Source organism: Bradyrhizobium sp. SSBR45G (assembly GCF_030159255.1).
In the GTDB taxonomy this organism is placed as follows: Bacteria; Pseudomonadota; Alphaproteobacteria; order Rhizobiales; family Xanthobacteraceae; genus Bradyrhizobium.
Genome location: NZ_BSCT01000018.1, coordinates 114,139 through 138,589, shown reverse-complemented (window position 1 = coordinate 138,589; position 24,451 = coordinate 114,139). Strand labels below are relative to the sequence as shown.

General features: G+C 65.8%; 17 protein-coding genes. 8 read left to right on the top strand and 9 right to left on the bottom strand.

Annotation, left to right across the window (positions count from 1 at the left end; all coding sequences use genetic code 11):
- Window positions 1-820: 820 nt before the first annotated feature.
- The 6 genes from QQL87_RS20890 to QQL87_RS20865 form a co-directional block, all read right to left on the bottom strand.
- Window positions 821-2,458, bottom strand: coding sequence for an ABC transporter ATP-binding protein (locus tag QQL87_RS20890; RefSeq protein ID WP_284418299.1), 1,638 nt, complete (start codon window positions 2,456-2,458; stop codon window positions 821-823).
- A 5-nt stretch (window positions 2,459-2,463) separates the two neighbouring features.
- Window positions 2,464-3,639, bottom strand: coding sequence for an ABC transporter permease (locus QQL87_RS20885; RefSeq protein WP_284418298.1), 1,176 nt, complete (start codon window positions 3,637-3,639; stop codon window positions 2,464-2,466).
- Between the two features lie 2 nt (window positions 3,640-3,641).
- Entirely contained in the window at window positions 3,642-4,754 is a 1,113-nt protein-coding gene (locus tag QQL87_RS20880; RefSeq protein WP_284418297.1) for a microcin C ABC transporter permease YejB, read from the bottom strand.
- A gap of 3 nt (window positions 4,755-4,757) precedes the next feature.
- Complete coding sequence (locus tag QQL87_RS20875; protein ID WP_284418296.1) at window positions 4,758-6,635, bottom strand: extracellular solute-binding protein; 1,878 nt, start codon at window positions 6,633-6,635, stop codon at window positions 4,758-4,760.
- Window positions 6,632-8,533, bottom strand: coding sequence for an extracellular solute-binding protein (locus tag QQL87_RS20870; RefSeq protein ID WP_284418295.1), 1,902 nt, complete (start codon window positions 8,531-8,533; stop codon window positions 6,632-6,634). Before QQL87_RS20870 ends, QQL87_RS20875 begins: the two co-directional genes overlap by 4 nt.
- Before the next feature lie 327 nt (window positions 8,534-8,860).
- Window positions 8,861-9,409 carry a c-type cytochrome gene (locus QQL87_RS20865; protein ID WP_284418294.1) on the bottom strand — a complete coding sequence of 183 codons (549 nt, stop codon included), beginning with the start codon at window positions 9,407-9,409 and terminating at the stop codon, window positions 8,861-8,863.
- 238 nt (window positions 9,410-9,647) lie between these two features.
- Between QQL87_RS20865 and QQL87_RS20860 the strand changes: the two genes are divergently transcribed.
- Together QQL87_RS20860 and QQL87_RS20855 are read left to right on the top strand one after the other, a co-directional pair.
- Window positions 9,648-10,388 carry a 3-deoxy-manno-octulosonate cytidylyltransferase gene (locus tag QQL87_RS20860; RefSeq protein ID WP_284418293.1) on the top strand — a complete coding sequence of 247 codons (741 nt, stop codon included), beginning with the start codon at window positions 9,648-9,650 and terminating at the stop codon, window positions 10,386-10,388.
- 34 nt (window positions 10,389-10,422) lie between these two features.
- Window positions 10,423-11,283 (top strand): prephenate dehydratase, encoded by an 861-nt coding sequence (locus QQL87_RS20855; protein WP_284418292.1) that lies wholly within the window; start codon window positions 10,423-10,425, stop codon window positions 11,281-11,283.
- A 22-nt stretch (window positions 11,284-11,305) separates the two neighbouring features.
- Here QQL87_RS20855 and QQL87_RS20850 read toward each other — a convergent pair whose 3' ends face one another.
- Entirely contained in the window at window positions 11,306-12,196 is an 891-nt protein-coding gene (locus tag QQL87_RS20850) for a LysR family transcriptional regulator (protein ID WP_284418291.1), read from the bottom strand.
- 103 nt (window positions 12,197-12,299) lie between these two features.
- Here QQL87_RS20850 and QQL87_RS20845 point away from each other — a divergent pair, with 103 nt between their 5' ends.
- Together QQL87_RS20845 and QQL87_RS20840 are read left to right on the top strand one after the other, a co-directional pair.
- Entirely contained in the window at window positions 12,300-13,169 is an 870-nt protein-coding gene (locus QQL87_RS20845; protein ID WP_284418290.1) for an SDR family oxidoreductase, read from the top strand.
- 84 nt (window positions 13,170-13,253) lie between these two features.
- Complete coding sequence (locus tag QQL87_RS20840) at window positions 13,254-13,916, top strand: NAD(P)-dependent oxidoreductase (RefSeq protein ID WP_284418289.1); 663 nt, start codon at window positions 13,254-13,256, stop codon at window positions 13,914-13,916.
- 13 nt (window positions 13,917-13,929) lie between these two features.
- Here the strand turns inward: QQL87_RS20840 and QQL87_RS20835 are convergent, their stop codons facing one another.
- On the bottom strand, window positions 13,930-14,949 hold the full coding sequence (locus tag QQL87_RS20835; protein WP_284418287.1) for an LLM class flavin-dependent oxidoreductase: 1,020 nt from the start codon (window positions 14,947-14,949) through the stop codon (window positions 13,930-13,932).
- A gap of 371 nt (window positions 14,950-15,320) precedes the next feature.
- On the opposite strand from QQL87_RS20835, the gene metF reads away from it, so the two are divergent.
- From metF to QQL87_RS20820, 3 genes are all read left to right on the top strand, one after another.
- Complete coding sequence (gene metF / locus QQL87_RS20830; protein ID WP_284418286.1) at window positions 15,321-16,238, top strand: methylenetetrahydrofolate reductase [NAD(P)H]; 918 nt, start codon at window positions 15,321-15,323, stop codon at window positions 16,236-16,238.
- A complete protein-coding gene (metH, locus tag QQL87_RS20825; protein WP_284418285.1) occupies window positions 16,238-20,104 on the top strand; it encodes a methionine synthase in 3,867 nt (1,288 codons plus the stop codon). Before metF ends, metH begins: the two co-directional genes overlap by 1 nt.
- Before the next feature lie 303 nt (window positions 20,105-20,407).
- Window positions 20,408-21,880, top strand: a complete 1,473-nt coding sequence (locus QQL87_RS20820) for an N-acyl-D-amino-acid deacylase family protein (RefSeq protein ID WP_284418284.1) — start codon at window positions 20,408-20,410, stop codon at window positions 21,878-21,880.
- On the opposite strand, the gene QQL87_RS20815 is transcribed toward QQL87_RS20820, so the two are convergent.
- On the bottom strand, window positions 21,881-22,939 hold the full coding sequence (locus QQL87_RS20815) for a LacI family DNA-binding transcriptional regulator (protein ID WP_284418283.1): 1,059 nt from the start codon (window positions 22,937-22,939) through the stop codon (window positions 21,881-21,883). It abuts the gene before it with no gap.
- A gap of 121 nt (window positions 22,940-23,060) precedes the next feature.
- Between QQL87_RS20815 and QQL87_RS20810 the strand changes: the two genes are divergently transcribed.
- Entirely contained in the window at window positions 23,061-24,362 is a 1,302-nt protein-coding gene (locus QQL87_RS20810; RefSeq protein WP_284418282.1) for a M24 family metallopeptidase, read from the top strand.
- The last annotated feature ends 89 nt before the right edge of the window (window positions 24,363-24,451 follow it).

Here is a 24,451-nt window from a genome sequence, read left to right as displayed (position 1 = left end):
TGCGGGCTAAGCCCGTCGGGCAAATCGGGCTTCGATCTGCGTGCTGGCCGGTTTAGCGCGCCACGCTCGACCACTCGGGCACCGAAATTCACCTACGCCGAAAAACCGAATTCCTGAGCCGCATCAGGTTGATTTGCCCTGTCCAGTCCCAGGCGCAAAAATATTTCACTTTCGCTTTTTCGGAATTCGTGCATAGATGCCGCATCCCGTGTCCCCTGGAGGGGCGCAATCGCGATCGTCACGAACGTTGGACGCGGGGAGCGATGGACGCCATCTGCCGCAGTGTGTCTCACACCGACGAACGGCAGGCGGCGGACGCCGAAATCGTGTGGTCCTGGCATCCCGACGCTGATGCCAAGCCGGCGGCGATGATCCGCAGGCGACGGGGGCAAGACAGCCGGTCCCCGGGGAGAGCGCGTATAAGGCGGAAGCCCATCGCGCAGGGAAGGCCGGGATGTCCTGCCGAACCTGTGGTTCCTGCCCCGTGCTTTTCATTCGCACGGGGGCCATGGGGGCGGCGAGCTCCCGGCCTTCCCTGCGCCCTCCTGATGAATTCGAGGGCGGACCTGCCGGATCACTCGGGCGCATCGCGTCGCGAGAAGGCGGCGGCGCGTCTGCCGGGTTGTCTGAAGCCGTGAACTTTGAATGTGTAACCGACGAGCGCGTTCGTGTTGGATGGGAAGACCTGGTCGAACGCGTCATGGGCTCGTTGCGCCCCCGCAGGAACGGCGAGAGGGAGCGCACCGTCACTGCGGTGGGAGTTCGAATGCAACTATCAAGGATGGCACTGAGGTCACGTCGTCCGATTGGCTCCGTCGGCTCAGCTCGCCGCCGGACCATTCCCCGCGGCCTCGTTGTGGAAGGCTGCTGCGAACAGGGCGCGGGTGTAGTCGGTCTTTGGCGCCTTGAACAGTTGCGCGGCGGGTCCTTCCTCCACCACCTTGCCATGACGCATCACGATCAGGTGGCTCGCCAGGGAGGCGACCACGCGCAGATCGTGCGAGATGAACATGTAGGTGAGATCGAGCTTGCGCTGCAGATCGCGCAGCAGGGCGACCATCTGCGCCTGGAACAGCATGTCGAGCGCGGACGTCGGTTCGTCGAGCACGACGAAGCTGGGTTCGAGCACGACGGCGCGCGCGACCGAGATGCGCTGGCGCTGGCCGCCGGAGAATTCGTGCGGATAGCGGAAGCGCGTCTCCGGATCGAGGCCGACCTCCTTGAGCGCCTTGACGACCTTGGCCTCCCGGTCCTCCTCGCTCAGCTTGGGCTGATGCACGCTGATCCCCTCGGCGATGATGTCGCCGACCGACATGCGCGGGCTCAAGGATCCGAACGGGTCCTGAAACACGATCTGCATGTCGCGGCGGAACGGCCGGACGTCCTTGAAGGACAGGCCCTGGATCTCCTTGCCGAGAAACACGATCGGGCCATCCGAGGAGATCAGCCGCAGCAGCGCCAGGCCGAGCGTGGTCTTGCCGGAGCCGGACTCGCCGACGACGCCGAGCGTCTCGCCCTTGCGCACGGCGATGCTGACGCCGTCGACCGCCTTGATGTGGCCGACGGTGGAGCGGAACAGGCCGCGCTTGATCGGAAACCAGACCTTCAGGTCGTTCGCCTGCATCACCACCGGCTCATCCGGCCGCGGCGGTGCCGGATCCGGCTTCGGCTCGGCCGCGAGCAGCGCCTTGGTGTAGGGATGCGCGGGCGCGGTGAACACCTGCTCGACCGGGCCCTGCTCGACGATCTTGCCGCCGTTCATGACGCAGACGCGATCGGCGATGCGGCGGACGATGCCGAGATCATGGGTGATGAACAGAAGGCTCATGCCGAGCCGCGCGCGGATGTCGGCGAGCAGCGCCAGGATCTGCGCCTGCACGGTGACGTCGAGCGCGGTGGTCGGCTCGTCGGCGATCAGAAGATCCGGCTCGTTGGCGAGCGCCATCGCGATCATGACGCGCTGGCGCTGGCCGCCGGAGAGCTGATGCGGATAGCTGCCGAGCCGGGTCTCAGGCTCGGGGATGCCGACCTGGGTGAGCAGCTCGAGCACGCGCGTCCGCGCCGCGCTGTTCGAGATCGGCCGATGCAGATGCAGGATCTCGCTGATCTGCCGCCCGATCGTGTGCAGCGGATTGAGCGAGGTCATCGGCTCCTGGAAGATGATCGAGATGTCGCTGCCGCGCAGCTCGCGCATCTCGCCTTCGGACAGCGGCAGCAGATCGCGGCCCTTGAAACGGATGCTGCCCGAGGGATGCGAGGCGACCGGATAGGGCAGCAGCTTCAGCACCGACAGCGCGCTGACGGACTTGCCGGAGCCGGACTCGCCGACGAGGGCGACGCATTCGCCGCGCTTGATGTCGAACGAGACGTGGTCGACCGCGGTCGACATGCGGCCGCCCTGGTGGAACGCCACCGAGAGATCGCTGACCGACAAAAGCGGTTGGGTCATCGCATCCATGGCGCTCACCTGAACGTCTTGCGCGGATCGAACGCGTCGCGCACGGCCTCGCCGATAAAGATCAGCAGCGACAGCATGATCGCGACCGAGAAGAAGCCGGTGAGGCCGAGCCACGGCGCCTGCACGTTCGCCTTCGCCTGCGACAGCATCTCGCCGAGCGACGGCGAGCCCGGCGGCAGGCCGAAGCCGAGGAAGTCGAGCGCGGTCAAGGTCATCACCGAGCTCGACACGATGAAGGGCAGGAACGTCATGGTGGCGACCATGGCGTTCGGCAACAGATGTCGCCACATGATCACGACATTGGAGACGCCGAGCGCGCGCGCCGCCTGGATGTACTCGAAATTGCGGCCGCGCAGAAATTCGGCGCGCACGAGGCCGACCAGCGACACCCAGGAGAACAGCAGCATGATCCCGAGCAAGGTGAAGAAGCCGGGCACCAGCACGGCCGAGAGGATCAGCAGCAGATAGAGATAGGGGATCGCGTTCCAGATCTCGATGAAGCGCTGGAACAGGAGGTCGACCCAGCCGCCGAAATAGCCCTGCACGCCGCCCGCGGCGATGCCGATGATCGAGGAGAAGAATGTCAGCGACAGGCCGAACAGCACCGAGATGCGAAAGCCGTAGATCAGGCGCGCGACGACGTCGCGGCCCTGGTCATCGGTGCCGAGCCAGTTGTATTCGAGATCCCTGCAGCTCTTCAGGCCCTTCTTCTCGACCACCGGCTTGCACTGCTCCTCCGTCAGCATCCAGGTCGGCTTCGACGGCGCCGGCGTCGGCAGGTCGAGATTGTGCGTGGCGTAGGAATAGCGGACCAGCGGCCAGATCACCGTGCCGCCCTTGTCCGCGATCAGCTTCTGCAAATACGGATCGCGATAGTCGGCGGCGGTCTCGAAGTCGCCGCCGAACGCGGTCTCCGGATAGGTCACGAAGGCCGGCCAGTACAGATGGCCGTCGAACTTGATCAGGAACGGCCGGTCGTTGGCGATCAGCTCGGCGAACATCGACACGATGAACAGGAACAGGAACAGCCACAGCGACCAGTAGCCGCGACGGTTGGCCTTGAAGTTCTGCCAGCGGCGCTGGTTGAGCGGCGACGGCCGGAAACGATGCCGCGTCGGCGGCACGGCCCCGCCGAGCGGCGCCGGCGTGGTGGTCTCGATCGGGGGCGCGGTTTTGAGCATCGTCAAACCTCCCGCGCCTCGAAGTCGATCCGCGGATCGATCCACATGTAGGTGAGGTCGGAGATCAGGTTGATCACGAGACCCAGCAGCGAGAAGATGTAGAGGTTTCCGAATACGACCGGATAGTCGCGGTTGAGGATGCTCTCGAACGACAAGAGGCCGAGGCCATCGAGCGAGAAGATGGTCTCGATCAGGAGCGAGCCGGAGAAGAAGGCGTGGATGAAGGTGCCCGGAAAGCCCGCGATCACGATCAGCATGGCGTTGCGGAACACGTGGCCATACAGCACCTGGGTCTCGCTGCAGCCCTTGGCGCGGGCGGTCATGACATATTGCTTGCGGATCTCGTCGAGGAACGAGTTCTTGGTCAGCAGCGTCATGGTGGCGAAGGCGCCGAGCGCCATCGACAGCAGCGGCAAAGTGAGATGCCAGAAATAGTCGATGATCTTCCAGTACCACGGGAAGTCCGCCCAGCCGTCGGACGTCAACCCGCGCAGCGGGAAGATGTTGAGGAACGAGCCGCCGGCGAACAGGATGATCAAGAGGATCGCGAACAGGAAGCCGGGAATGGCATAGCCGATGATGATCACGGCCGAGGTCCAGACGTCGAAGCGCGAGCCGTCCTGAACCGCCTTGCGAATGCCGAGCGGGATCGAGATCAGATAGGTCAGCAGGGTCATCCAGACGCCCAGCGACATCGATACCGGCAGCTTCTCCTTGATCAGCTGCAGCACCGACGTGTCGCGGAAATAGCTCTTGCCGAAATCGAAGCGGGCGTAGTTCCACACCATCAGCGCGAAGCGCTCCGGCGCCGGCTTGTCGAAGCCAAACTGCTTCTCGAGCTGCTTGATGAAGTTCGGATCGAGGCCCTGCGCGCCGCGATATTTGGAGTTGACCTCACCGCCCGCGCCGACCTGGCCCGGCGCCCGCGCGCCGAAATCGGAGCCGCTGCCGCCCGAGATGCGCGAGGTGCCGCCGGTGTCGGCGCCGGTCAGTTGCGCGATCACGCGCTCGACCGGTCCGCCCGGCGCGAACTGCACCACGACGAAGGAGATGAAGAGGATCCCGAGCAGGGTCGGGAGCATCAGAAACGTGCGGCGGAGGATATAGGCAGCCATGAACTACTTCGCCTGCTCCAGCTTTGCGGCCTTGGCGGCATCGTACCACCAGATGTCGCGGGCTCCGGCACCCGAGGCGTATTTCGGCAGCTTGGCCGGATGACCGAACTGGTCCCAATAGGCCAAGCGATGGTTCGCGTTATACCATTGCGGGATCCAGTAGCGCCCGGCGCGAAACAGGCGATCGATCGCACGACAGGCGACGGTGAGATCCGCGCGCGTCTCGGCCGCGATTGCCTTGTCGACCAATGCGTCGATGGCAGGGCTCGCGATGCCGGCGAGGTTGTGCGAGCCCTTCGTCTTGGCCGATTCCGAGGTAAAATAGGGTCTGAGACTGTCGCCCGGTGTCGCTTCCATCGTGAGACGCTCGGTTGTCACATCGAAATCGAAGGCCTCGACGCGTGCGCGGTACTGTACCGCATCGACCTGGCGGATGTTGGCTTCGATCCCCAGCAGGGCCAGGTTCTTGATGAAGGTCGCGTGATGCGGCTGGAAGGCCGGCTCGTCGAGCAAGAACTCGATCTGGAAGACCTCGCCGTTGGGCAGCAGTCGCTTGCCATCCTTGACTGGCAATCCTGCCTGCTGCAGCAGCTGCGTGGCCTTGCGCAGCAGCGCGCGGTCCTGGCCCGAGCCGTCGGTGACCGGCGGCACGAACGGCTCGCCAAACACGTCATCCGGCACCTGGCCGCGATACGGCTCCAGCAGCTTCAGTTCGTCCGCCGACGGTGGGCCCACCGCGACCATGTCCGAGTTCTGGAACGGCGAGACCGCGCGGGCATAGGCCCCGTACATCACGGTCTTGTTGGTCCACTCGAAATCGAAGGCATGAATGAGAGCCTCGCGGACACGCGGGTCCTTGAACTTGTCACGTCGCGTATTGATGAACCAGCCCTGCCCGCCCGACGGGGTTTCGTCCGGCACGAGTTCACGCTTGACGCGACCATCCTTGATGGCCGGAAAATCATAGCGGGTCGCCCAGATCCGCGCGGTGAACTCCTCACGGTAGAGATAGGTCTTTGCCGTGAAACCCTCGAAGGCGACGTCACGATCGCGATAGAATTCGTAACGCACCGTATCGTAGTTGTAGCTGCCTCGATTGACCGGAAGGTCTGCGGCCCACCAATCCCTGACACGCTCCAACTCGACGAAACGATTGATTTCGTAGCGACCGACTTTGTAAGGCCCGGAGCCGAGCGGAACGTCCAGGGTGGACTCATCAAAAGCGCGACCGGAATAATAAGCCTTCGAGAAGATCGGCAATGTGGCGACGTAGAGCGGCACGTCGCGCGCCCGCTTTGCGGCAAAGGTCACGAGGACCGTTGCATCGTCGAGCGCTTCCGCCTTCACGAAGTCGCGCAACTGAACGAGAATCAGTGGATGCCCCTTCTCTTTCAGAACGTTCAGCGAGAAGGCCACATCGTATGCCGTCAGCTTCGATCCGTCGTGGAAGCGGGCTTCCGGCCGTATGGTGAAGCGGTAGGTCAGCTTGTCAGGAGATATCGCGACCGACTTCGCGGCCAAGCCGTAGATGGCATCCGGCTCGTCGGCGGCCCGGACCATCAACGACGCGAAGGTCAGGTCCATCCCCTGCGCGCCTTCGCCCTTCAGGATGAAAGCGTTGAACGAGTTGAACGTGTAGAAGGATTGATTATAGCCGCGCGTCGGCGGAACTTGCGAGAACATCCCGCCCTTCGGCGCGTCCGGATTGACGTAGTCGAAATGAGGAAAGTCGACCGGGTACTTCAGATCGCCGAACGCCGACATGCCGTGCGACTCGGCGCCGAACTCCGCGGCGTTCGCAGGCGTCAGCAGGGGAATGCTGAGCGCGCCCAGGCCGAGCCCGAGCACGCCGCGGCGCGACAGATTCAGGAGCTGGCTCAAGAGCGTTTCACCTTGGCGGCCTTGTCGGCATCATACCACCAGATGTCGGGGAAGCTCGCCATGCCGTATTTCGGCAGGTTGTCGGGACGGCCGAAGCGATCCCATCGCGCCGTCCGCTGCTTCGGATAGTTCCATTGCGGCACGACGTAGTAGTTCCAGAGCAGCACCCGGTCGAGCGCACGCGTCGCAGCCACCAGCTCGTCACGGCTCTTGGCGAAGATCACCCGGTCGATCAGCTTGTCGATGGCCGGGTTCCTGATCCCCGCCAGGTTCTGCGAGCCGACCATCGAGGCCGCCTGCGATCCCCAATATTCGCGCTGCTCGTTGCCGGGCGACAGCGACTCCGGCCACGAATGCATCACCATGTCGAAATCCCAGTTGCGGATCCGGTTCTCGAACTGGACGGAATCCACCTTGCGGACGGTCACGGCAAAGCCCACCCGCTCGAGCGAGGGCTTGTAGAACAACGCCACGCGCTCGAACGCCGGATCATCGGCGTCGGCCAGCAGCTCGATGCTCGCCGCCGCGCCGCTCGTCGCGTTGACCAGCTTGCGATCGCGAACCTCGTAGCCCGCCTCCTTCATCAGCTTCTGCGCTTCCAGCAGGTTGCGGCGCACGGCCTCGCTGCTGCCACCAACGGGATTGGTGTACTCCGCCGTGAAGAGGTCGGCGGGAACGTCCGCGCGGACGGTTTCGAGAATCTCGAGCTCCGCCCCTTGAGGCAACCCGGAGGAGGCCAGCTCGGTGCCGTCGAAATAGCTCGAAATGCGCTTGTACTGGCCGAAGAAGAGCTGCTTGTTCATCTCTTCATAGTCGAACGCAAAGTTCAGCGCCCGCCTGACGCGGGCATCCTTGAACAGCTCGCGCCGGCTGTTCGGCACGAACGCCTGCATCACCCCGGAGCTGCGGTTCGGAAACTCCTCGAGCACGACGCGCTGGTCCTTGACGGCCGGGAAATCATAGGCCGTCGCCCAGTTCTTCGCCGAGTTTTCGAGGCGCCAATCAGCCTGGTCGCCCTTGAAGGCTTCGAGCGCCACCAGGCTGTCGCGCACATAGTCGAAGCGCAGTTCATCGAAATTGTAGCGGCCGACATTGACGTTGAGATTGCGGGCCCAGCAGTCGTTCACGCGCTGCATGACGATCGTCCGCCCGGCGACGAATTCCTTGATGCGGTAGGGGCCGGAGCCGAGCGGGGGCTCCAGGGTCGTCGCTGCGATATCGCGCTTCTGACCCTTGCTGTCGGTGCCCTCCCACCAATGCTTCGGCAACACCATCAGCTGGCCGACGATCTGGGGCAGCTCGCGATTGCCCGGCCCGTCGAAGGTGAACTTGATGTCACGCTCGCCGACCACCTCCGCACGAACGACGTGCTGGTAGTAGGCGCTGTAGCGCGGGTGGTTCTTCTTGAACGCATCGAGCGAGAAGATCACGTCGGCCGGCGTGACGGGGACACCATCGTGCCACTTGGCCTCCGGCCTCAGGCGATAGATGACCCAAGAATAGTCCGCTGGATGTTTCACGCTTTCGGCGAGCAGACCGTATTCGGTCGACGCCTCGTCGAGCGACCCCGTCGTCAGGGTTTCATAGATCAGGGAAACACCGGCCCCGAGCGCTCCCTTGACGCCGGCAACCACGGGATTGAAGTTGTCGAACGTGCCGGCGGGGCTGAGGCGAACCTGGCCGCCCTTCGGCGCGTCCGGATTGACATAGTCGTAGCGCTTGAAGTCCGCCGGATATTTGACGTCGCCGAACAGCGACAGCGCGTGACGCCAGGCCGGATCATCGGCCGCCTGCGCCCGGGCGGCATCGAGAGGGGCAAGGCTGGCCGCGGTGCCGAGCGCCGGGGTCATCGCAGCGATGACGCTGCTCTGCAGGAGCTGTCGTCGGGTAATCGTCAAATGAGACTTCCTCTGAATAAGACCGCTCGGAAGCAGCCGGGCAGCCATGGCCACTGCTGCTCCAAAGATCCAACGTGTGATCGTAACCCAATTCGCAAAGGGCGGGTTCAGCCGGCCGAAGCAAGGGCGCCCCGACCTGTGAACCCATTCCATTCAGGGGACCAATATACGGCAAGGTTTCGACCGATAACCTTGCTTTTTCCTCATGATACCGGGTTGTGAACGGGCGGGATGCGACCAAAGGTCCCAAATGCGGCAAAATTCGCCCTTCAAAGCAAAACGGCCGGGCTTGGGGCCCGGCCGTTCGAAATCAAAGGTGAGGCCGGTTCACTTGGCCGCGGTCGGCAGCGGGGCAGGGCTGTCGGCCAGCGAGTTCAGATAGGCCAGCACGTCGGCGCGCTCGCTGTCCTTCTGGATGCCGGCAAAGCCCATCGCGGTGCCCGGGATGTAGCCCTTCGGGTTGGTGATGAACTGGTTCAGGGCATCGATCGTCCAGGTGCCGCCCTTGGCCTTGATCGCCTGCGACCAGTTGAAGCCGCGGCCCTCGCCGATCTTGTCACCGACAATACCATAGAGGTTCGGCCCGACGCCGTTCTTTTCGCCCTTCGCGAAGGTGTGGCAGGCCGCGCACTTCTTGGCGGCGGCGGCGCCCTTCTCGACCGAAGCGGTCTGCAGCAGCTTTTCGATCGGCTCGGCGGCGGCCGGCGCTGCGCCCGGCTTGGCGGCGCTCTCGGCCTCCTTCACGGCAATCTCGAACCCCGGCTTTTCCGGCATCTTCGGCGCAAACAGCGCGCTGGCGGAAAAGCTCGTCACCAGCACGACCAGACAGGCGGCCAGCACGGCGCCGAGGATTTTATTCAGTTCAAAGGAGTCCATTTTGGAATCAGGCTCCGAGGGCGAATTTCATTGCTTTGGAGGCCGCGACGCCGCGACCGTGAATCGCCCCAGGATTCAAGAGGCATCGAAAGCCATCGAGCCGTCGCGCCTCCCCCTGCGGCAGAAGTGAGATATCGGTTTGCCCGTGCTCTGGCAACCCGTATAAGCGGGCGGTTTTTGCTGTCCCCATCAAGTCGGACGCGCTGTTGCGACCGGCTCCGACCTGTGCGTTCCCCGGATGACCCAATCCAAGATCCTCGTGCTGATTCCGGCCCGCATGGCGTCGACCCGCCTGCCGGGCAAGCCGCTGCTCGACATCGCCGGCCTGCCGATGATCGTGCAGGTGCTGCGCCGTGCGCAGGAGGCCAATATCGGCCGGGTCGCCGTCGCCACCGACACGAAGGACATCGCGGACGCGGTCGTCGCCCATGGCGGCGAGGCGGTGATGACCCGGCCGGACCATCCCTCCGGATCGGATCGGATCTACGAGGCGTCGTGCAAGCTCGATCCCGCTGGCGAAGCGGAGATCGTGGTCAACCTGCAGGGCGACTTCCCGACCATCCTGCCGCAGAACATCCGCGACGTGCTGCTGCCGCTGTCCGATCCGGCCGTCGATATCGCCACGCTTGCGGCCCAGATCCACACCGCCGAGGAGGACACGGCGCCGAGCGTGGTGAAGGCGGTCGGCTCGCCGATCGGCGAGCGGCGGCTGCGTGCGCTCTATTTCACCCGCGCCACCGCGCCTCACGGCGACGGACCACGCTACCATCATATCGGCCTCTACGCCTATCGACGTGCCGCGCTGGAACGCTTCGTCAGCCTGCCGCCCTCGCCGCTCGAGCTTCAGGAGAAGCTGGAGCAGCTGCGCGCGCTGGAGGCCGGCATGCGGATCGACATCGGCATCGTCGATACCGTACCGCGGGGGGTCGATACCCCGCCCGATCTCGAAACCGCACGCCGGCTCTTGTCCAAGGCTTGATTTGTCCAAGGCTTGAGCTGCTACAAGGCCCACCATGAGCAAGATCTTGAAAATCGCATTCCAGGGCGAGCCGGGAGCCAATTCCCACATCGCCATCTCCGAGGCCTATCCGAGCGCCGAGGCCATGCCTTGCCCGACCTTCGAGGACGCGCTGGCCGCGATCTCGTCCGGAGAGGCCGATCTCGGCATGATCCCGATCGAGAACTCGGTCGCCGGCCGCGTCGCCGACATCCATCACCTGCTGCCGGCCTCCGGCCTCTACATCATCGGCGAGTGGTTCCTGCCGATCCGCCACCAGCTGATGGCCCTGAAGGGCACCAGGCTTGCGGACATCAAGACCGTCGAGAGTCACGTCCAGGCGCTCGGGCAATGCCGCCGCTTCATCCGTCAGCTTGGCATCCGCCCGATCGTGGCCGGTGACACCGCGGGCAGTGCGCGGGACGTGTCGGAGCGCGGCGACAAGAGCGTCGCGGCGATCGCCTCGCGCCTGGCGGCGCAGATCTACGGCCTCGACATTCTCGCCGAGGACATCGAGGACGAGGCCCACAACACCACCCGCTTCGTGGTGCTGGCGCGCGAGGAGCAATGGGCGGAGCAGAATTCCGGCCCGCTGGTGACGAGCTTCGTATTCCGCGTCCGCAACCTGCCGGCGGCGCTCTACAAGGCGATGGGCGGCTTCGCCACCAACGGCGTCAACATGACCAAGCTTGAGAGCTACATGGTCGACGGCAATTTCTTCGCCACGCAGTTCTATGCCGATGTCGACGGCCATCCCAACGACAAGGGGCTGGCGTTTGCGCTGGAGGAATTGAAGTTCTTCTCGCGCGAGCTGCGCATCGTCGGCGTCTATCCGGCGCACCCGTTCCGCGCCACGTTCAGCGAACGGATGGAGTGATTCTCTTGAGCGTCAGCCGCGCCTATTCTCCAACATAGGCCGCCAGCTCGGCAGGCGTTCCCATCGGGAACGCCTGCTTCAGATGATCGAGAAACGCCGACACGCGCGCGCTCAGGAGCCGCCGCGACGGATAGAGCGTCCACAGCGCGACCGGCGGCCCGTCCAGATCCGCCCATTGCACGAGGCGGCCAGCGGCAAGGTCGCGACTGGCGAGGGAGAGCGGCAGGCATGCTGCGCCGACGCCAGCGCGAACCGCGTCGCGCACCATGATCAGCGATGACAGCCGCAGGATCGGATCGATCGCGATCTGCGATCGGCCGCCGGGCGCCATCACCTCCCAGGCTGCGATCTGGTCGCTGCTCCGCACGATCGCGGGAACGACGGCCCCGTCCTCCGGCCGGGCCAGAGCCAGGCTCGCGACCACCACCATCTGATCGCGCAGGAAGATGCGTCCGACCAGGCTTTCGTCGGGGTCCGGATTGACCCGGATCACCAGGTCGTAGCCCTCCTCGACCATGTCGACGGTGCGGTCGTCGGTCGTCACGTCCAGGCGGATCTCGGGATATCTCAGCGCGAAGGTGGCCGCGAGCTTGCCCATCGCGGTCTGCGAGAACAGCAGCGGGGCGCTGATCCGCAAGCGTCCGCGCGGCTTGCCACCTCCCGAGGAAATCGCGGCGACCGTCTCGTCGAGCTCGGTGAGCAGCGCGCCCGCGCGCTCAAACAGCGCCCGACCCTCCTCGGTCAGCTTCGGCGTGCGTCCGCCGCGCTCGATCAGCCTGATCTCGAGGCTCGCCTCTAACTCCGCGACCCGCCGGGAGAGCGTCGCCTTCGGGCGCCCGGTGGCGCGGGCAGCGCGGCCGAAGCCGCCGTGGCGGGCGACAAGCGTGAAGTCAGCGAGCGCCAGCAGATCCATCTGTTCCACCAGTAAGACGGTCTGTCCAGATATAGCGTCTATTGGCTCTCGTGTGGATCAATATTTTCGGGGTGTCTTTTGATCCCAACCCCGGAGATTCCCCATGACCATCCTCGTCACCGGTGCCACCGGCACCGTCGGCCGTCACGTCGTCGACCAGCTCGTCAAGCGCGGCGCCGATGTCCGCGCTCTCGTCCGCGATCCCGCCAAGGCGAATTTTCCGGCCGCAGTCCAGCTCGCGCAGGGCGACCTGCTCGACGTCGATTCGCTGCGCGGCGCGCTCTCGGGCGTCTCGACGCTGTTCCTGCTCAACGCCGTCACGCCGGATGAATTCACCCAGGCGCTGATCGCGCTCAATCTGGCCCGCGAGGCCGGCATCGAGCGGATCGTCTATTTGTCGGTGATCCACGGCGACGTCTACGTCAACGTGCCGCACTTCGCCGGCAAGTTCGCCGTCGAGCGGATGATCGAGCAGATGGGGCTGAACGCCACCATCCTGCGGCCGGCCTACTTCATGAACAACGATCTCACGATCAAGGACGTCGCGCTCCATCACGGCGTCTACCCGATGCCGATCGGAGCCAAGGGCCTCGCGATGGTCGACATCAGGGACATCGGCGAGATCGCGGCGATCGAGCTGATCCGCCGCGAGCAGTCGGCAACGCCGCTGCCGCTGACGCGCATCAACCTGGTCGGCCCGGACACGCTGACCGGCGCTGACGCCGCCGCGATCTGGTCGGACGTACTGGGGCGGACGATCGCCTATGGCGGCGACAATACTACGCAGTTCGAGACCAGCCTCCGGCAGGTCATGCCGAGCTGGACGGCGTTCGACATGCGGCTGATGGCCGAACGCTTCCTGACCGACGGCATGGTTCCTGAGACAGGCGACGTCGCGCGCCTGACTGCGCTCTTGGGCCGCCCGCTGCGCTCCTATCGCGACTTCGTCACCGACATCGTGGCCGCGGCCTGACGGCACGCTGCTCCGATCATCCCCCGAAACCAGCATGCGGGCCGCCTCCGAGGACGCGTCCCGCTGCCATTCAAGGAGGTCAACATGACCAATCTCACAAGCGACAACACAACGAAGCCGAATATCCTGGTCCTTGGCGCGACCGGCGGCACTGGCCGCCTGATCGTGCGCCAAGCGCTGGCGCGGGGCCACCAGGTTACGGCGCTGGTGCGCTCGCCGGAGAAGGCCGGCGATCTGAAGGGTGCTCGCCTCCTCGTCGGCGACGCCCGCGACGAGTCCGCGTTGCGGAAAGCGCTCAACGGTCAGCACGCCGTCATCAGCGCGCTCGGCACGCCGGCCAGCCCATTCCGCGAGGTTACGCTGCTGTCAACGGTGACCCGCTCGCTCGTCAGCGCGATGAAGGCGGAGAATGTCTCGCGTCTGGTCGCCATCACCGGGATGGGCGCCGGCGACAGCGCGGGGCACGGCGGCTTTGTTTTCGACCGGCTGATCTTTCCGCTGCTGCTGCGCAAGGTCTACGCGGACAAGAACAGGCAGGAGGCGATCATCCGGGAGAGCGGGCTCGACTGGGTCGTTGTGCGGCCCGCGGTGCTGAACGACCAGCCAGGTGGCCGAACGATTCGTGCGCTAACGGATCTCTCCGGCTTTCATGGCGGCGGGATTGCACGGGACGACGTCGCGCGCTTCGTGCTGGATCAGGTGGGCGAGGGGACCTGGCTGCATCGCTCGCCGTTGATCGCGTGGTGAGCCGTCGATCGGCTCAGGCCGCCGCCGCCCGCTCCAGCCCGAAGGCGTCCGCGAGCAGGCTGTAGGAGCGCTTGCGGGCATCGTGGTCGAAGGTCGCGGTGATGACCATCAGCTCGTCGGCCTGGCTGGCGGCGATCATCGGGTCGAGCTTGGCGCGCACGGTGGCTGGTGATCCCACGAATAATCGCGAGCGGTTGCGCGCGATGGAGGCGCGGTCCGCGTCTGTATACAGATAGGCGGCGGCCTCCTCCGGGCTCGGCAGCGGCAGGAACTGGCCGCGGTCGCGCCGGAGGCGGTTGAGGTCCATCGACGATGCCAGCCGCTCGGCCTCGGCATCGGTGTCGGCGGTCACCACCGCGACGGCCAGGACCGCATGCGGCTGGCTGCGCCAGCGCGACGGCGTGAAATGCGCGCGATAGGTTCGCATCGCATCGACCGCATCGTGGCTGGCGAAATGATGCGCGAAGCCAAAGCCCAGGCCGAGCTGCGCCGACAGCTCGCTGGAATAGTCGCTCGAGCCAAGCAGCCAGATCGGCGGCAATGGCGCGTCGTCGGGCATCGCGATGACGTTGTTGTAGGGATGGCCGGCGGGGAATTCGCGGGTCTCCCACAGCATCAATTCGTGCAGCCGCTCCAGGAAATCGTCGCCCTCGCGACGGTCCAGCCGGCTCCTCAAGGCATAGGCCGTGGTGCCGTCGGTACCGGGCGCGCGTCCCAGGCCGAGATCGATGCGGCCGGGAAACAGCGCCTCCAGCATCTTGAAGCGCTCGGCGACGACCAGCGGCGCGTGGTTGGGCAGCATCACGCCGCCGGAGCCGACGCGGATGTGCTTGGTGGCGGCCGCGATCTGCCCGATCATGATGTCGGGCGACGGGCTCGCCACCGAGGGCAGGCTGTGGTGCTCGGCGAGCCAGTAGCGGACATAGCCGAGCTGATCGACATGGCGTGCCAGGTCGATGCTGTTGCGGAGCGCCGCCGACGGCGGGGTCGCCGTGGTGGTGACGGAAAGGTCGAGGACGGAAAGCGGGATCATGGCATCAACCTAATGCCTGCGCGGCGCGCCACAATGGGCCAACCGCGGCGGTGACCTGCCGGAATTGCAGGGATCAGCTGAGTCGGGGGGGTGGGACGACGTTTCTGTATACAATGATGTAATGCCGATTCCCACATCACTGTTGGACGAAAGCTGTCTGTTATCCGTATTTTATCGTTGATAGCATTACGATTTATTTGCCCACTGTACAGGCGATCAAAGCGGGGCAAACTTCATTTTATTCAGGTAAGTGGGCCAAATCCCATTTCCGTTGGGCTGTCGCTTGCGACGCACTTCCCTTATCTTGGCGCCCCTAGGGGCGAGCCCCCTCTTGAGTTGAAATTTACGCGCCATCGGGAACCTGCGTTGCCATGACCGACCTCGCCTCCGCCATCACCGACGGCCATTCCGCCATTGTCCGGCCGAAGATCTCGTTCGAGTTCTTCCCGCCCAAGAGCGAGGAGATGGACCGGACGCTCTGGGCCTCGATCGAGCGCCTCGCCCCGCTGGAGCCGAGCTTCGTCTCCGTGACTTATGGCGCCGGCGGCTCGACACGCGAGCGTACGCACGCCACGATCGCGCGCATCCTGAAAGAAACCGCGCTGCTGCCGGCCGCGCACCTGACCTGCGTCGGCGCCTCGCGCGGCGAGATCGACGAAGTCGTCGATCGCTATCACGAGGTCGGCGTCCGCCATATCGTGGCCTTGCGCGGCGATCCGCCCGGCGGCATCGGCACGCCCTATTCCACCCGCGCCGATGGCTACCAGACCTCGCCCGAGCTGATCGAAGGCATCAAGCGGCGGCATCCCGACATCGACGTCATCGTCTCGGCCTATCCGGAGAAGCACCCGGAGAGCCGCGACTTCGACGCCGACATCGACATGCTCCAGGCCAAGGTCGACGCCGGCGCGAGCCGCGCCATCACCCAGGTGTTCTTCGACAACGATCTCTACTTCCGCTACATCGATCGCGTCCGCGCGCGTGGCATCGCGATTCCGATCGTGCCCGGCATCATGCCGATGCACAATTTCAAGCAGGCGCGCGGCTTCGTCACCCGCACCGGCACCACGGTGCCGGACTGGCTCGCCGAGAAATTCGACGGCCTCGACGACGATCCCGAGACCCGCAAGCTGGTCGCAGCGACCGTCGCCGCCGGCCAGGTGCAGAAGCTCGCCAAGCATGGCGTCGACACCTTCCATTTCTACACCATGAACCGCGCCGACCTCGTGTTCGCGATCAGCCATCTGCTGGGCATCCGTCCGAAGTCCGCCAACAAGGCTGCCGCCTGATGTCATCGCCTGTTTCCACCGCGCGTACCGCCTTCCTCGCTGCCGCAGCTCAGCGCATCCTGATCCTCGACGGCGCCATGGGCACGATGATCCAGGCGCTGCAGTTCGACGAGGCCGCCTTTCGCAGCGAGCGGTTCAAGGACTTTCACCGCGATCTCCGCGGCAACAATGATCTGCTGATCCTCACCCAGCCGGACGCGATCGAGGACATCCACGCGCAATATCTGCGCGCCGGCGCCGACATCGTCGCCACCAACACCTTCTCGGCGACATCGATCGCACAGGCCGATTACGACCTCTCCGACATCATCTACGAGCTCAACCGCGAGGGTGCGCGGCTCGCGCGCAACGCCGCGACGCGCGTTGCGGCCGAGGACGGCAAGCAGCGCTTCGTCGCCGGCGCCATGGGCCCGACCAACCGCACCGCGTCGATCTCGCCCGACGTCTCCAATCCCGGCTACCGCGCCGTGACCTTCGACGACCTGCGCCTCGCCTATGGCGAGCAGGCGCGCGGGCTCTTGGACGGCGGCGCCGACATCCTGCTGGTCGAGACCGTGTTCGACACGCTCAACGCCAAGGCCGCGCTGTATGCGATCGCCGAGCTCTGCGAGGAGCGTGGCATCGACGTGCCCGTGATGATCTCGGGCACCATCACCGACAAATCGGGGCGCCTGCTGTCGGGCCAGATGCCGGAGGCGTTCTGGAACTCGGTGCGCCACGCCAGGCCGCTGACCATCGGTTTCAACTGCGCGCTCGGCGCCGAGGATCTGCGCGCCCATGTCGCCGACATTGGCCGCGTCGCCGATACGCTGGTCTGCGCCTATCCGAACGCCGGCCTGCCCAACGAATTCGGCCAGTATGACGAGACGCCGGCCTACATGGCGCGGCTGATCGGGGAGTTCGCGAGCGCTGGCCTCGTCAACATCGTCGGCGGCTGCTGCGGCACCACGCCGGACCATATCGCGGCGATCGCGGCTGCCGTCGCCCCGCACAAGCCGCGCGTCGTGCCTGACATCGCGCCGCGGCTGCGGCTGTCGGGCCTGGAGCCGTTCGAGCTGACGCCGGCGATTCCGTTCGTCAATGTCGGCGAACGCACCAACGTCACGGGCTCCGCCAAATTCCGCAAGCTGATCACTGCGGGCGACTACACGGCCGCGCTGCAGGTCGCGCGCGACCAGGTCGAGAACGGCGCCCAGGTCATCGACGTCAACATGGACGAGGGCCTGTTGGATTCGGAAGCCGCGATGCGGACCTTCCTCAACCTCGTCGCCGCCGAGCCGGACATCGCCCGCGTTCCGGTGATGGTCGATTCCTCGAAATTCCACGTCATCGAGGCCGGCCTGAAATGCGTGCAGGGCAAGCCGGTCGTGAACTCGATCTCGCTGAAGGAAGGCGAGGAGAAGTTCATCCACGAGGCCAAGATCGCGCGACGCCATGGCGCCGCCGTGGTCGTGATGGCGTTCGACGAGACCGGCCAGGCCGACACCTACAAGCGCAAGACCGAGATCTGCGCCCGCGCCTACAAGATCCTGGTCGAGACGATCGGCTTCCCGCCGGAAGACATCATCTTCGACCCGAACATTTTCGCGATCGCGACCGGGCTCGAGGAACACAACAATTACGGCGTGGACTTCATCGAAGCGACGCGCTGGATCCGCGCGAACCTGCCGCACGCCCACATCTCCGGCGGCGTCTCCAATCTGTCGTTCTCGTTCCGCGGCAACGAGCCCGTGCGCGAGGCGATGCACTCGGTGTTCCTGTATCACGCCATCAAGGCGGGCATGGACATGGGCATCGTCAATGCCGGGCAGATGATCGTCTATGACGACATCGATCCCGAGCTTCGCCAGGTGTGCGAGGACGTCGTCCTCAACCGCGACCCCGGCGCCTCCGAGCGGCTGCTGGCGCTGGCGGAGAAATTCCGCGGCCAGGGCAAGCAGACCAAGGAGGCCGATCTCGCCTGGCGCGAATGGCCGGTCGACAAGCGGCTGAGCCACGCGCTGGTGCATGGGATCACCGAGTTCATCGAAGTGGACACCGAGGAGGCCCGCGCTGCGGCGGAGCGCCCGCTCCACGTCATCGAAGGCCCGCTGATGGCCGGCATGAACGTGGTCGGCGACCTCTTCGGCGACGGCAAGATGTTCCTGCCGCAGGTGGTGAAGTCCGCGCGCGTGATGAAGCAGGCGGTCGCCTATCTGATGCCGTTCATGGAGGCCGAGAAGGCCGCCAACAAGGGCGCTGCCGCCGAGCGCTCCAACGCCGGCAAGATCGTGCTCGCGACCGTCAAGGGCGACGTCCACGACATCGGCAAGAACATCGTCGGCATCGTGCTCCAGTGCAACAATTTCGAGGTCATCGACCTCGGCGTCATGGTGCCCGCGGCCAAGATCATCGAGACCGCGAAGGCGGAGAAGGCCGATATCATCGGCCTGTCCGGGCTGATCACGCCCTCGCTCGACGAGATGGCGTATCTCGCTTCGGAGATGGAGCGCCAGGGGCTGAACGTGCCGCTGTTGATTGGTGGCGCGACCACCAGCCGCGTCCACACCGCCGTCAAGATCGACCCGAACTACCAGGGCGGGCCGGTCGTGCACGTCAACGACGCCAGCCGCGCCGTTGGCGTGGCGTCGTCGCTGCTGTCGGCCGAGCGCAAGGACGCCTACGCCGCCGAGGTCCGCACCGAATATCAGAAGATCGCCGCCGCGCATCTGCGCGGCCAGGCCGACAAGAAGCGGCTGAGGCTTGCGGACGCCCGCGCCAATGCGCCGAAGATCGACTTCGCCAAGGCCAAGCCGGTGAAGCCGACCTTCCTCGGCACCAAGACATTTGTCGACTACGACCTCGCCGAGCTCGTGCCCTATATCGACTGGACACCGTTCTTCCAGACCTGGGAACTCGCCGGCCGCTTTCCGGCCATCCTCGACGACGCCAAGGTCGGCGAGGCCGCGCGCGCTCTCTATGACGACGCGCAGAAGATGCTGAAGCGCATCGTCTCCGAGAAGTGGTTCACGGCCCGCGCCGCGATCGGCTTCTGGCCGGCCAATGCCGTCGGCGACGACATCGTGCTCTATACCGACGACAGCCGGACCACGGCGGTTGCAACGCTGCACACGCTGCGCCAGCAGTTGGAGAAGCGCGAGGGCCGCTTCAACACGGCGCTGTCCGACTTCATCGCGCCGCAGGCCTCCGGCGTGCCGGATTATGTCGGCGGCTTCGTCGTGACGGCGGGCCTCGGCGAAGATGTGATCGCCGACCGCTTCAAGAATGCCAATGACGACTACTCCTCGATCCTGGTCAAGGCGCTGGCCGACCGCCTCGCGGAAGCCTTTGCCGAGCGCCTGCACGCTCGCGTCCGCCGCGAGTTCTGGGCCTATGCGCCGGACGAGGCACTCTCGCCCGATGACCTGATGCTGGAGAAGTATCAGGGCATCCGCCCGGCGCCCGGCTATCCGGCCCAGCCCGACCACACCGAGAAGGCGACCTTGTTCGAGCTGCTCGACGCGGAGAAGAACGCCGGCGTCACGCTGACCGAGAGCTACGCGATGTGGCCGGGCTCGTCGGTGTCGGGGCTTTATTTCGCCTCGCCCGAAAGCTTCTATTTCGGCGTCGGCAAGATCGAGCGCGACCAGGTCGAGGACTACGCCGTGCGCAAGGGCATGACTGTGGCCGAGGTGGAGCGCTGGCTGGCGCCGATCTTGAACTACATCCCCGCAAGGGGAGTGTCGGATGCGAACGTGCCGCGGGCCAGCGCGCCGCCCGCGCCTCCCGCCAACGACACTGTGCCGGCCGAGCTCGCCAACCACCCGCCCGGCTGCGCCTGCGCGGTTCATCTCGCCTGGCGCAAGAAGGCCGTGGGCGCGAAATAGCTGCGATCGGACGTCCAGCGCGCGACAGGGATGCGGCCGACCTCTCAACGCGATGACGGTGGGGCTCTCCCTCGCCGCATCCGCTTTCGCTCTTCGGGCTGCGGCTGACAAGAGCGGGCGAGGGGAGCGCGGCCCGCGATGCGAGAGCTCGACGCCGATCCCCCGGTCGGGCGTCGAAGATCTGCAGGTCCACCATATGGGCAGCCCAGCTCAGCGTGCGCCTCATATGGATGGCGCTGGACGCCCTGAGGCGTCCAGCGGATAGTCCCGCCAGCTCCGACCAGAATCCCTGCGCGAGACCTCATGACCGACACCCAGCCTTCCTCCGACTCCTTCGATCTCATCATCCGCGGCGGCACCGTCATTGACGGCACGCGGGCGCCCCGGTTCGAGGCTGATGTCGGCATCAGGGATGGCCGCATCGTTGCCGTCGGTGAGCTCGATGGCCGAACCGCTGCGCGCGTGATCGACGCCGCGGGCCGCATCGTCGCGCCGGGCTTCATCGACTCGCACACCCATGACGACAGCGCCGTGCTGGTCGATCCCGGCATGACCTGCAAGGTCTCGCAGGGCGTGACGTCAGTGGTGACCGGAAATTGCGGCGTCAGCATCGCGCCGCTGAAGCCCGGCTCGCCGCGGCCGATGCCGCTCGGCCTGCTGTCGCCGGGGGACGGCCGGATCGCGGAGTATGCGTCATTCGCCGGCTACGTCGCGGCACTGCGCGCGGCGCCGGCGGCCGTGAACGTCGCGCCGATGGTTGGCCACACCTCGCTGCGCGCGTCCGTGGTCAGCGATCTCGGCCGCGCGGCGAGCGAAGCCGAGATCGCCGCGATGCGCGGCCATGTGCAGGAGGCGCTCGATGCCGGCGCCATCGGCGTCTCGACCGGGACCTTTTATCCGCCGGCGGAGGCGGCGCCGACCGAGGAGATCATCGAGGTCTGCCGCCCGCTGACCGGCAGCGGCGGCGTCTACGCGACGCACATGCGGAACGAGGCCAACGACGTGATCCGCTCGCTGGAGGAGAGTTTTGCGATTGGCAAGGCGCTCGACGTCCAGGTCGTGATCTCGCACCACAAGGTCGTTGGGCCAGCGAATTTCGGACGTACGAAGGAGACACTGCCGCTGATCACCAAGGCAATGAGCTGCCAGTGCGTCGCGCTCGACTGTTATCCCTACAACGCGTCCTCCACCATGCTGCACACCGATCCGGCCAAGCTGCAGGTCAAGGTCGTCGTCGCCGCGTCGAAGCCGCATCCGGAAATGGCCGGCCGGGATCTCGCCGATATCGCGGCCGCCTGGGGCGTCGACCGGCTCGAGGCTGCGAAGCGCCTGCAGCCGGCGTCGGCGATCTACTTCGCGATGGACGAGGCCGACGTGAAGACCATCCTTGCCTTCGAGCCGACCATGATCGGCTCCGACGGCCTGCCGTTCGGCGAGCGTCCGCATCCGCGGCTCTGGGGCACGTTCCCGCGCGTGCTCGGCTATTATTGCCGTGAGCTGGAACTGTTCTCGCTGGAGACCGCGGTGTGGAAGATGAGCGGCCTGACCGCGCAGAATTTCGGCATCAAGGGACGCGGCACGATCGCGGTGGGCAATCATGCCGATATCACGATCTTCGACGCAGCTAAGGTGCGCGACACCGCGACCTATGATGACCCTTGCGTGCCCGCCGCCGGCATCGAGGCCGTCGTCGTCAATGGCGCGCTCACCTGGTGGCAGGGCGCGCATCAGAACGCCCGCGCCGGGCAGGTGATCTCGCGCGCCGCGCGGCCGTGATCAGGGCCGGGGCGCTGCCGTCGAGCCGCGCAGGATGAGGCTCGGCGTCAGCACGACGTGCTCGTTGGCCGCGCTGGGATCAGTGATGCGCGCGAGCAGCAGCCGCGCCGCGGCTTCGCCCATGTCGCGCTGCGCGATGCGCACCGTGGTCAGGGGCGGCGACACCAGGTCGACGAACGGCATGTCATTGTGGCCGACCACGGAGACGTCCCCGGGGCAGGCGAGGCCGCGCGCCGCCAGCGCGTCATAGACGCCGAGCGCGAGCAAATCATTGGCCGCCACGATCGCGGTCGGCCGGGTCCGGCGCGCGAGCAGGCGCAACGCGGCCTCGCGGCCGGCCGCACGCGTATAGGCGTCGACAGTCTCGACCGGCGTTTGGCGCGCGGACAGGCCGGCATCGCGGACGCTGGCCTCGAAGCCGGCGCGACGGCGCGCACCGGTCGAGATGTGCTGCGGGCCTGCGACATGACCGATGCGCCGGTGGCCGAGCGCGACGAGGTGCTCGACCGCGAGACGCATGCCGGCCGCATCGTCGCTGGCCGCGGACGGCAGCTGCGCGGCGGCATCGACGCGATTGATGAGCACGACCGGCAACGCCGCATCCAGGCAATGCTTCACGACGTCGTCGCGCAAGGTCACCGTCGCCAGCACCAGACCATCGACGCCGCGGGCGATCAAGCGGTCGACGAGGTCCTGCTCCGAGCCCTCCGTGCCGGCATCGGCCACGATCGTCGCATAACCCTGCGCATGCAGGTGATCGGCGATGCCGGACAGAACAGGCGGAAAGCCGGGGTCGGCGATATCAGGCGCGAGCACGCCGATCAGGCCGCTGCGTCCGGTGCGCAGGCCCTTGGCGGCCATGTTCAGCCGGTAGCCCAGAGCATTCGCGGCCGCCTGGATGCGGTCGGCGACATCAGCGGCGACGAGGTGCTTCATCGCCGGGCTGAGCGCGCGCGAGACCGTCGAGGGGTGAACGCCGCAGCGGGCGGCGACGTCCTTGATGGTCGGGCGTGAGGCCGCCGCGTAGGAGCCTGCTGCCGATCGCAAAGTTCGTTTCATCCTGAGCCTCTGATGCCGCAGCGCAACGACGTTTTGGTCACACCATACCTTGACACGCTGGACGTGTGTGCAATAAATCCGGCCCTGCAATCGATTGCAATAACGAATGGGAAACGTCCACATGACAGCGAGCGCGCTGAAGCCCCATCTGGTCAGTCCCGAGCATCTCGATCCGAATTGGCGCTGGGGACGGGCGATCCCCTCGCATGGCCATGTCTCGGTTGATTTCGAGCGCCGCGTCGATTTCGACCGTCTCAGGCGGTACCGGCTGGCGCGGGCGCGGGTGGCCCTGAGGAACTCAGGCTGCGGTGCGCTGCTGCTGTTCGATGTCAACAACATCCGCTACGTCTCCGGCACCAAGATCGGCGAGTGGGAGCGCGACAAGCTGTGTCGGTTTGCGCTGCTGGCCGGTGACGGCGAGCCGATCGTGTGGGATTTCGGCTCGGCCGCCGTCCATCATCGCATCTTCTGCGACTGGCTGGCGCCGGACAACTGCCGTGCCGGCATGCTCGGCATGCGCGGCACCGTGCCACCCGCGGTCGGGCTGATGAAGGCCCATGCCGAGGAGGTGATGAGCCTGCTGCGCGCCGCCGGCGTCGCCGACATGCCGGTCGGCGTCGACCTCGCCGAGACCGCGATGTTCTTCGAGCTGCAGAACGCCGGCATGAAGGTGGTCGACGGCCAGCAGATCATGCTCGACGCGCGCGAGATCAAGAACATCGACGAGATCATGCTGCTCAACCAGGCCGCGGCCATGGTCGACGGCGTCTATCATTCGATCTACGAGAACCTGAAGCCGGGCATCCGCGAGAACGACATCGTCGCGCTCGCCAACAAGATGCTCTACGAGATGGGCTCCGACGACGTCGAGGCGATCAACGCGATCTCCGGCGAGCGCTGCAATCCGCATCCGCACAATTTCACCGACCGCATCCTGCGCCCCGGCGACCAGGCGTTCTTCGACATCCTGCAGTCCTATCAGGGCTACCGCACCTGCTACTACCGCACCTTCAATGTCGGGCGCGCGACGCCGGCCCAGCACGACGCCTACAAGCAGTGCCGGGAATGGCTCGACAACGCGATCGCCTTGATCAAGCCCGGCGTCTCGACGGACACCGTCGCCAAGGTGTGGCCGAAGGCGGAAGAGTTCGGCTTTCCGTCGGAGATGGCCGCGTTCGGCCTGCAGTTCGGCCACGGCCTGGGCCTGGCCCTGCATGAGCGTCCGATCATCTCGCGGCTGGTCTCGCTGGACAATCCGATGGAGATCAAGACCGGCATGGTGTTCGCGCTGGAGACCTATTGCCCGGCCACCGACGGCTTCTCCGCCGCGCGGATCGAGGAGGAGGTCGTGGTGACCGACAAGGGCTGCCAGGTGATCACGCTGTTCCCCGCGGAAGAGCTGCCGATCGCCAACCGCTACTAGACGACAGTGCGACTAGTGAAGTGGTCTTCGTGTTTCGTCATTGCGAGCGAAGCGACTTGTCCGCCGTAGCTCGAAGAGCGAAGGCGGAA

Excerpts from the sequence above, each read along its gene's own strand:
- QQL87_RS20890 (WP_284418299.1), bottom strand. The coding sequence starts at position 2,458 with ATGGATGCGATGACCCAACCGCTTTTGTCGGTCAGCGATCTCTCGGTG.
- QQL87_RS20885 (WP_284418298.1), bottom strand. The coding sequence starts at position 3,639 with ATGCTCAAAACCGCGCCCCCGATCGAGACCACCACGCCGGCGCCGCTC.
- QQL87_RS20880 (WP_284418297.1), bottom strand. The coding sequence starts at position 4,754 with ATGGCTGCCTATATCCTCCGCCGCACGTTTCTGATGCTCCCGACCCTG.
- QQL87_RS20865 (WP_284418294.1), bottom strand. The coding sequence starts at position 9,409 with ATGGACTCCTTTGAACTGAATAAAATCCTCGGCGCCGTGCTGGCCGCC.
- QQL87_RS20860 (WP_284418293.1), top strand. The coding sequence starts at position 9,648 with ATGACCCAATCCAAGATCCTCGTGCTGATTCCGGCCCGCATGGCGTCG.
- QQL87_RS20855 (WP_284418292.1), top strand. The coding sequence starts at position 10,423 with ATGAGCAAGATCTTGAAAATCGCATTCCAGGGCGAGCCGGGAGCCAAT.
- QQL87_RS20850 (WP_284418291.1), bottom strand. The coding sequence starts at position 12,196 with ATGGATCTGCTGGCGCTCGCTGACTTCACGCTTGTCGCCCGCCACGGC.
- QQL87_RS20845 (WP_284418290.1), top strand. The coding sequence starts at position 12,300 with ATGACCATCCTCGTCACCGGTGCCACCGGCACCGTCGGCCGTCACGTC.
- QQL87_RS20840 (WP_284418289.1), top strand. The coding sequence starts at position 13,254 with ATGACCAATCTCACAAGCGACAACACAACGAAGCCGAATATCCTGGTC.
- QQL87_RS20835 (WP_284418287.1), bottom strand. The coding sequence starts at position 14,949 with ATGATCCCGCTTTCCGTCCTCGACCTTTCCGTCACCACCACGGCGACC.
- metF (WP_284418286.1), top strand. The coding sequence starts at position 15,321 with ATGACCGACCTCGCCTCCGCCATCACCGACGGCCATTCCGCCATTGTC.
- metH (WP_284418285.1), top strand. The coding sequence starts at position 16,238 with ATGTCATCGCCTGTTTCCACCGCGCGTACCGCCTTCCTCGCTGCCGCA.
- QQL87_RS20820 (WP_284418284.1), top strand. The coding sequence starts at position 20,408 with ATGACCGACACCCAGCCTTCCTCCGACTCCTTCGATCTCATCATCCGC.
- QQL87_RS20815 (WP_284418283.1), bottom strand. The coding sequence starts at position 22,939 with ATGAAACGAACTTTGCGATCGGCAGCAGGCTCCTACGCGGCGGCCTCA.
- QQL87_RS20810 (WP_284418282.1), top strand. The coding sequence starts at position 23,061 with ATGACAGCGAGCGCGCTGAAGCCCCATCTGGTCAGTCCCGAGCATCTC.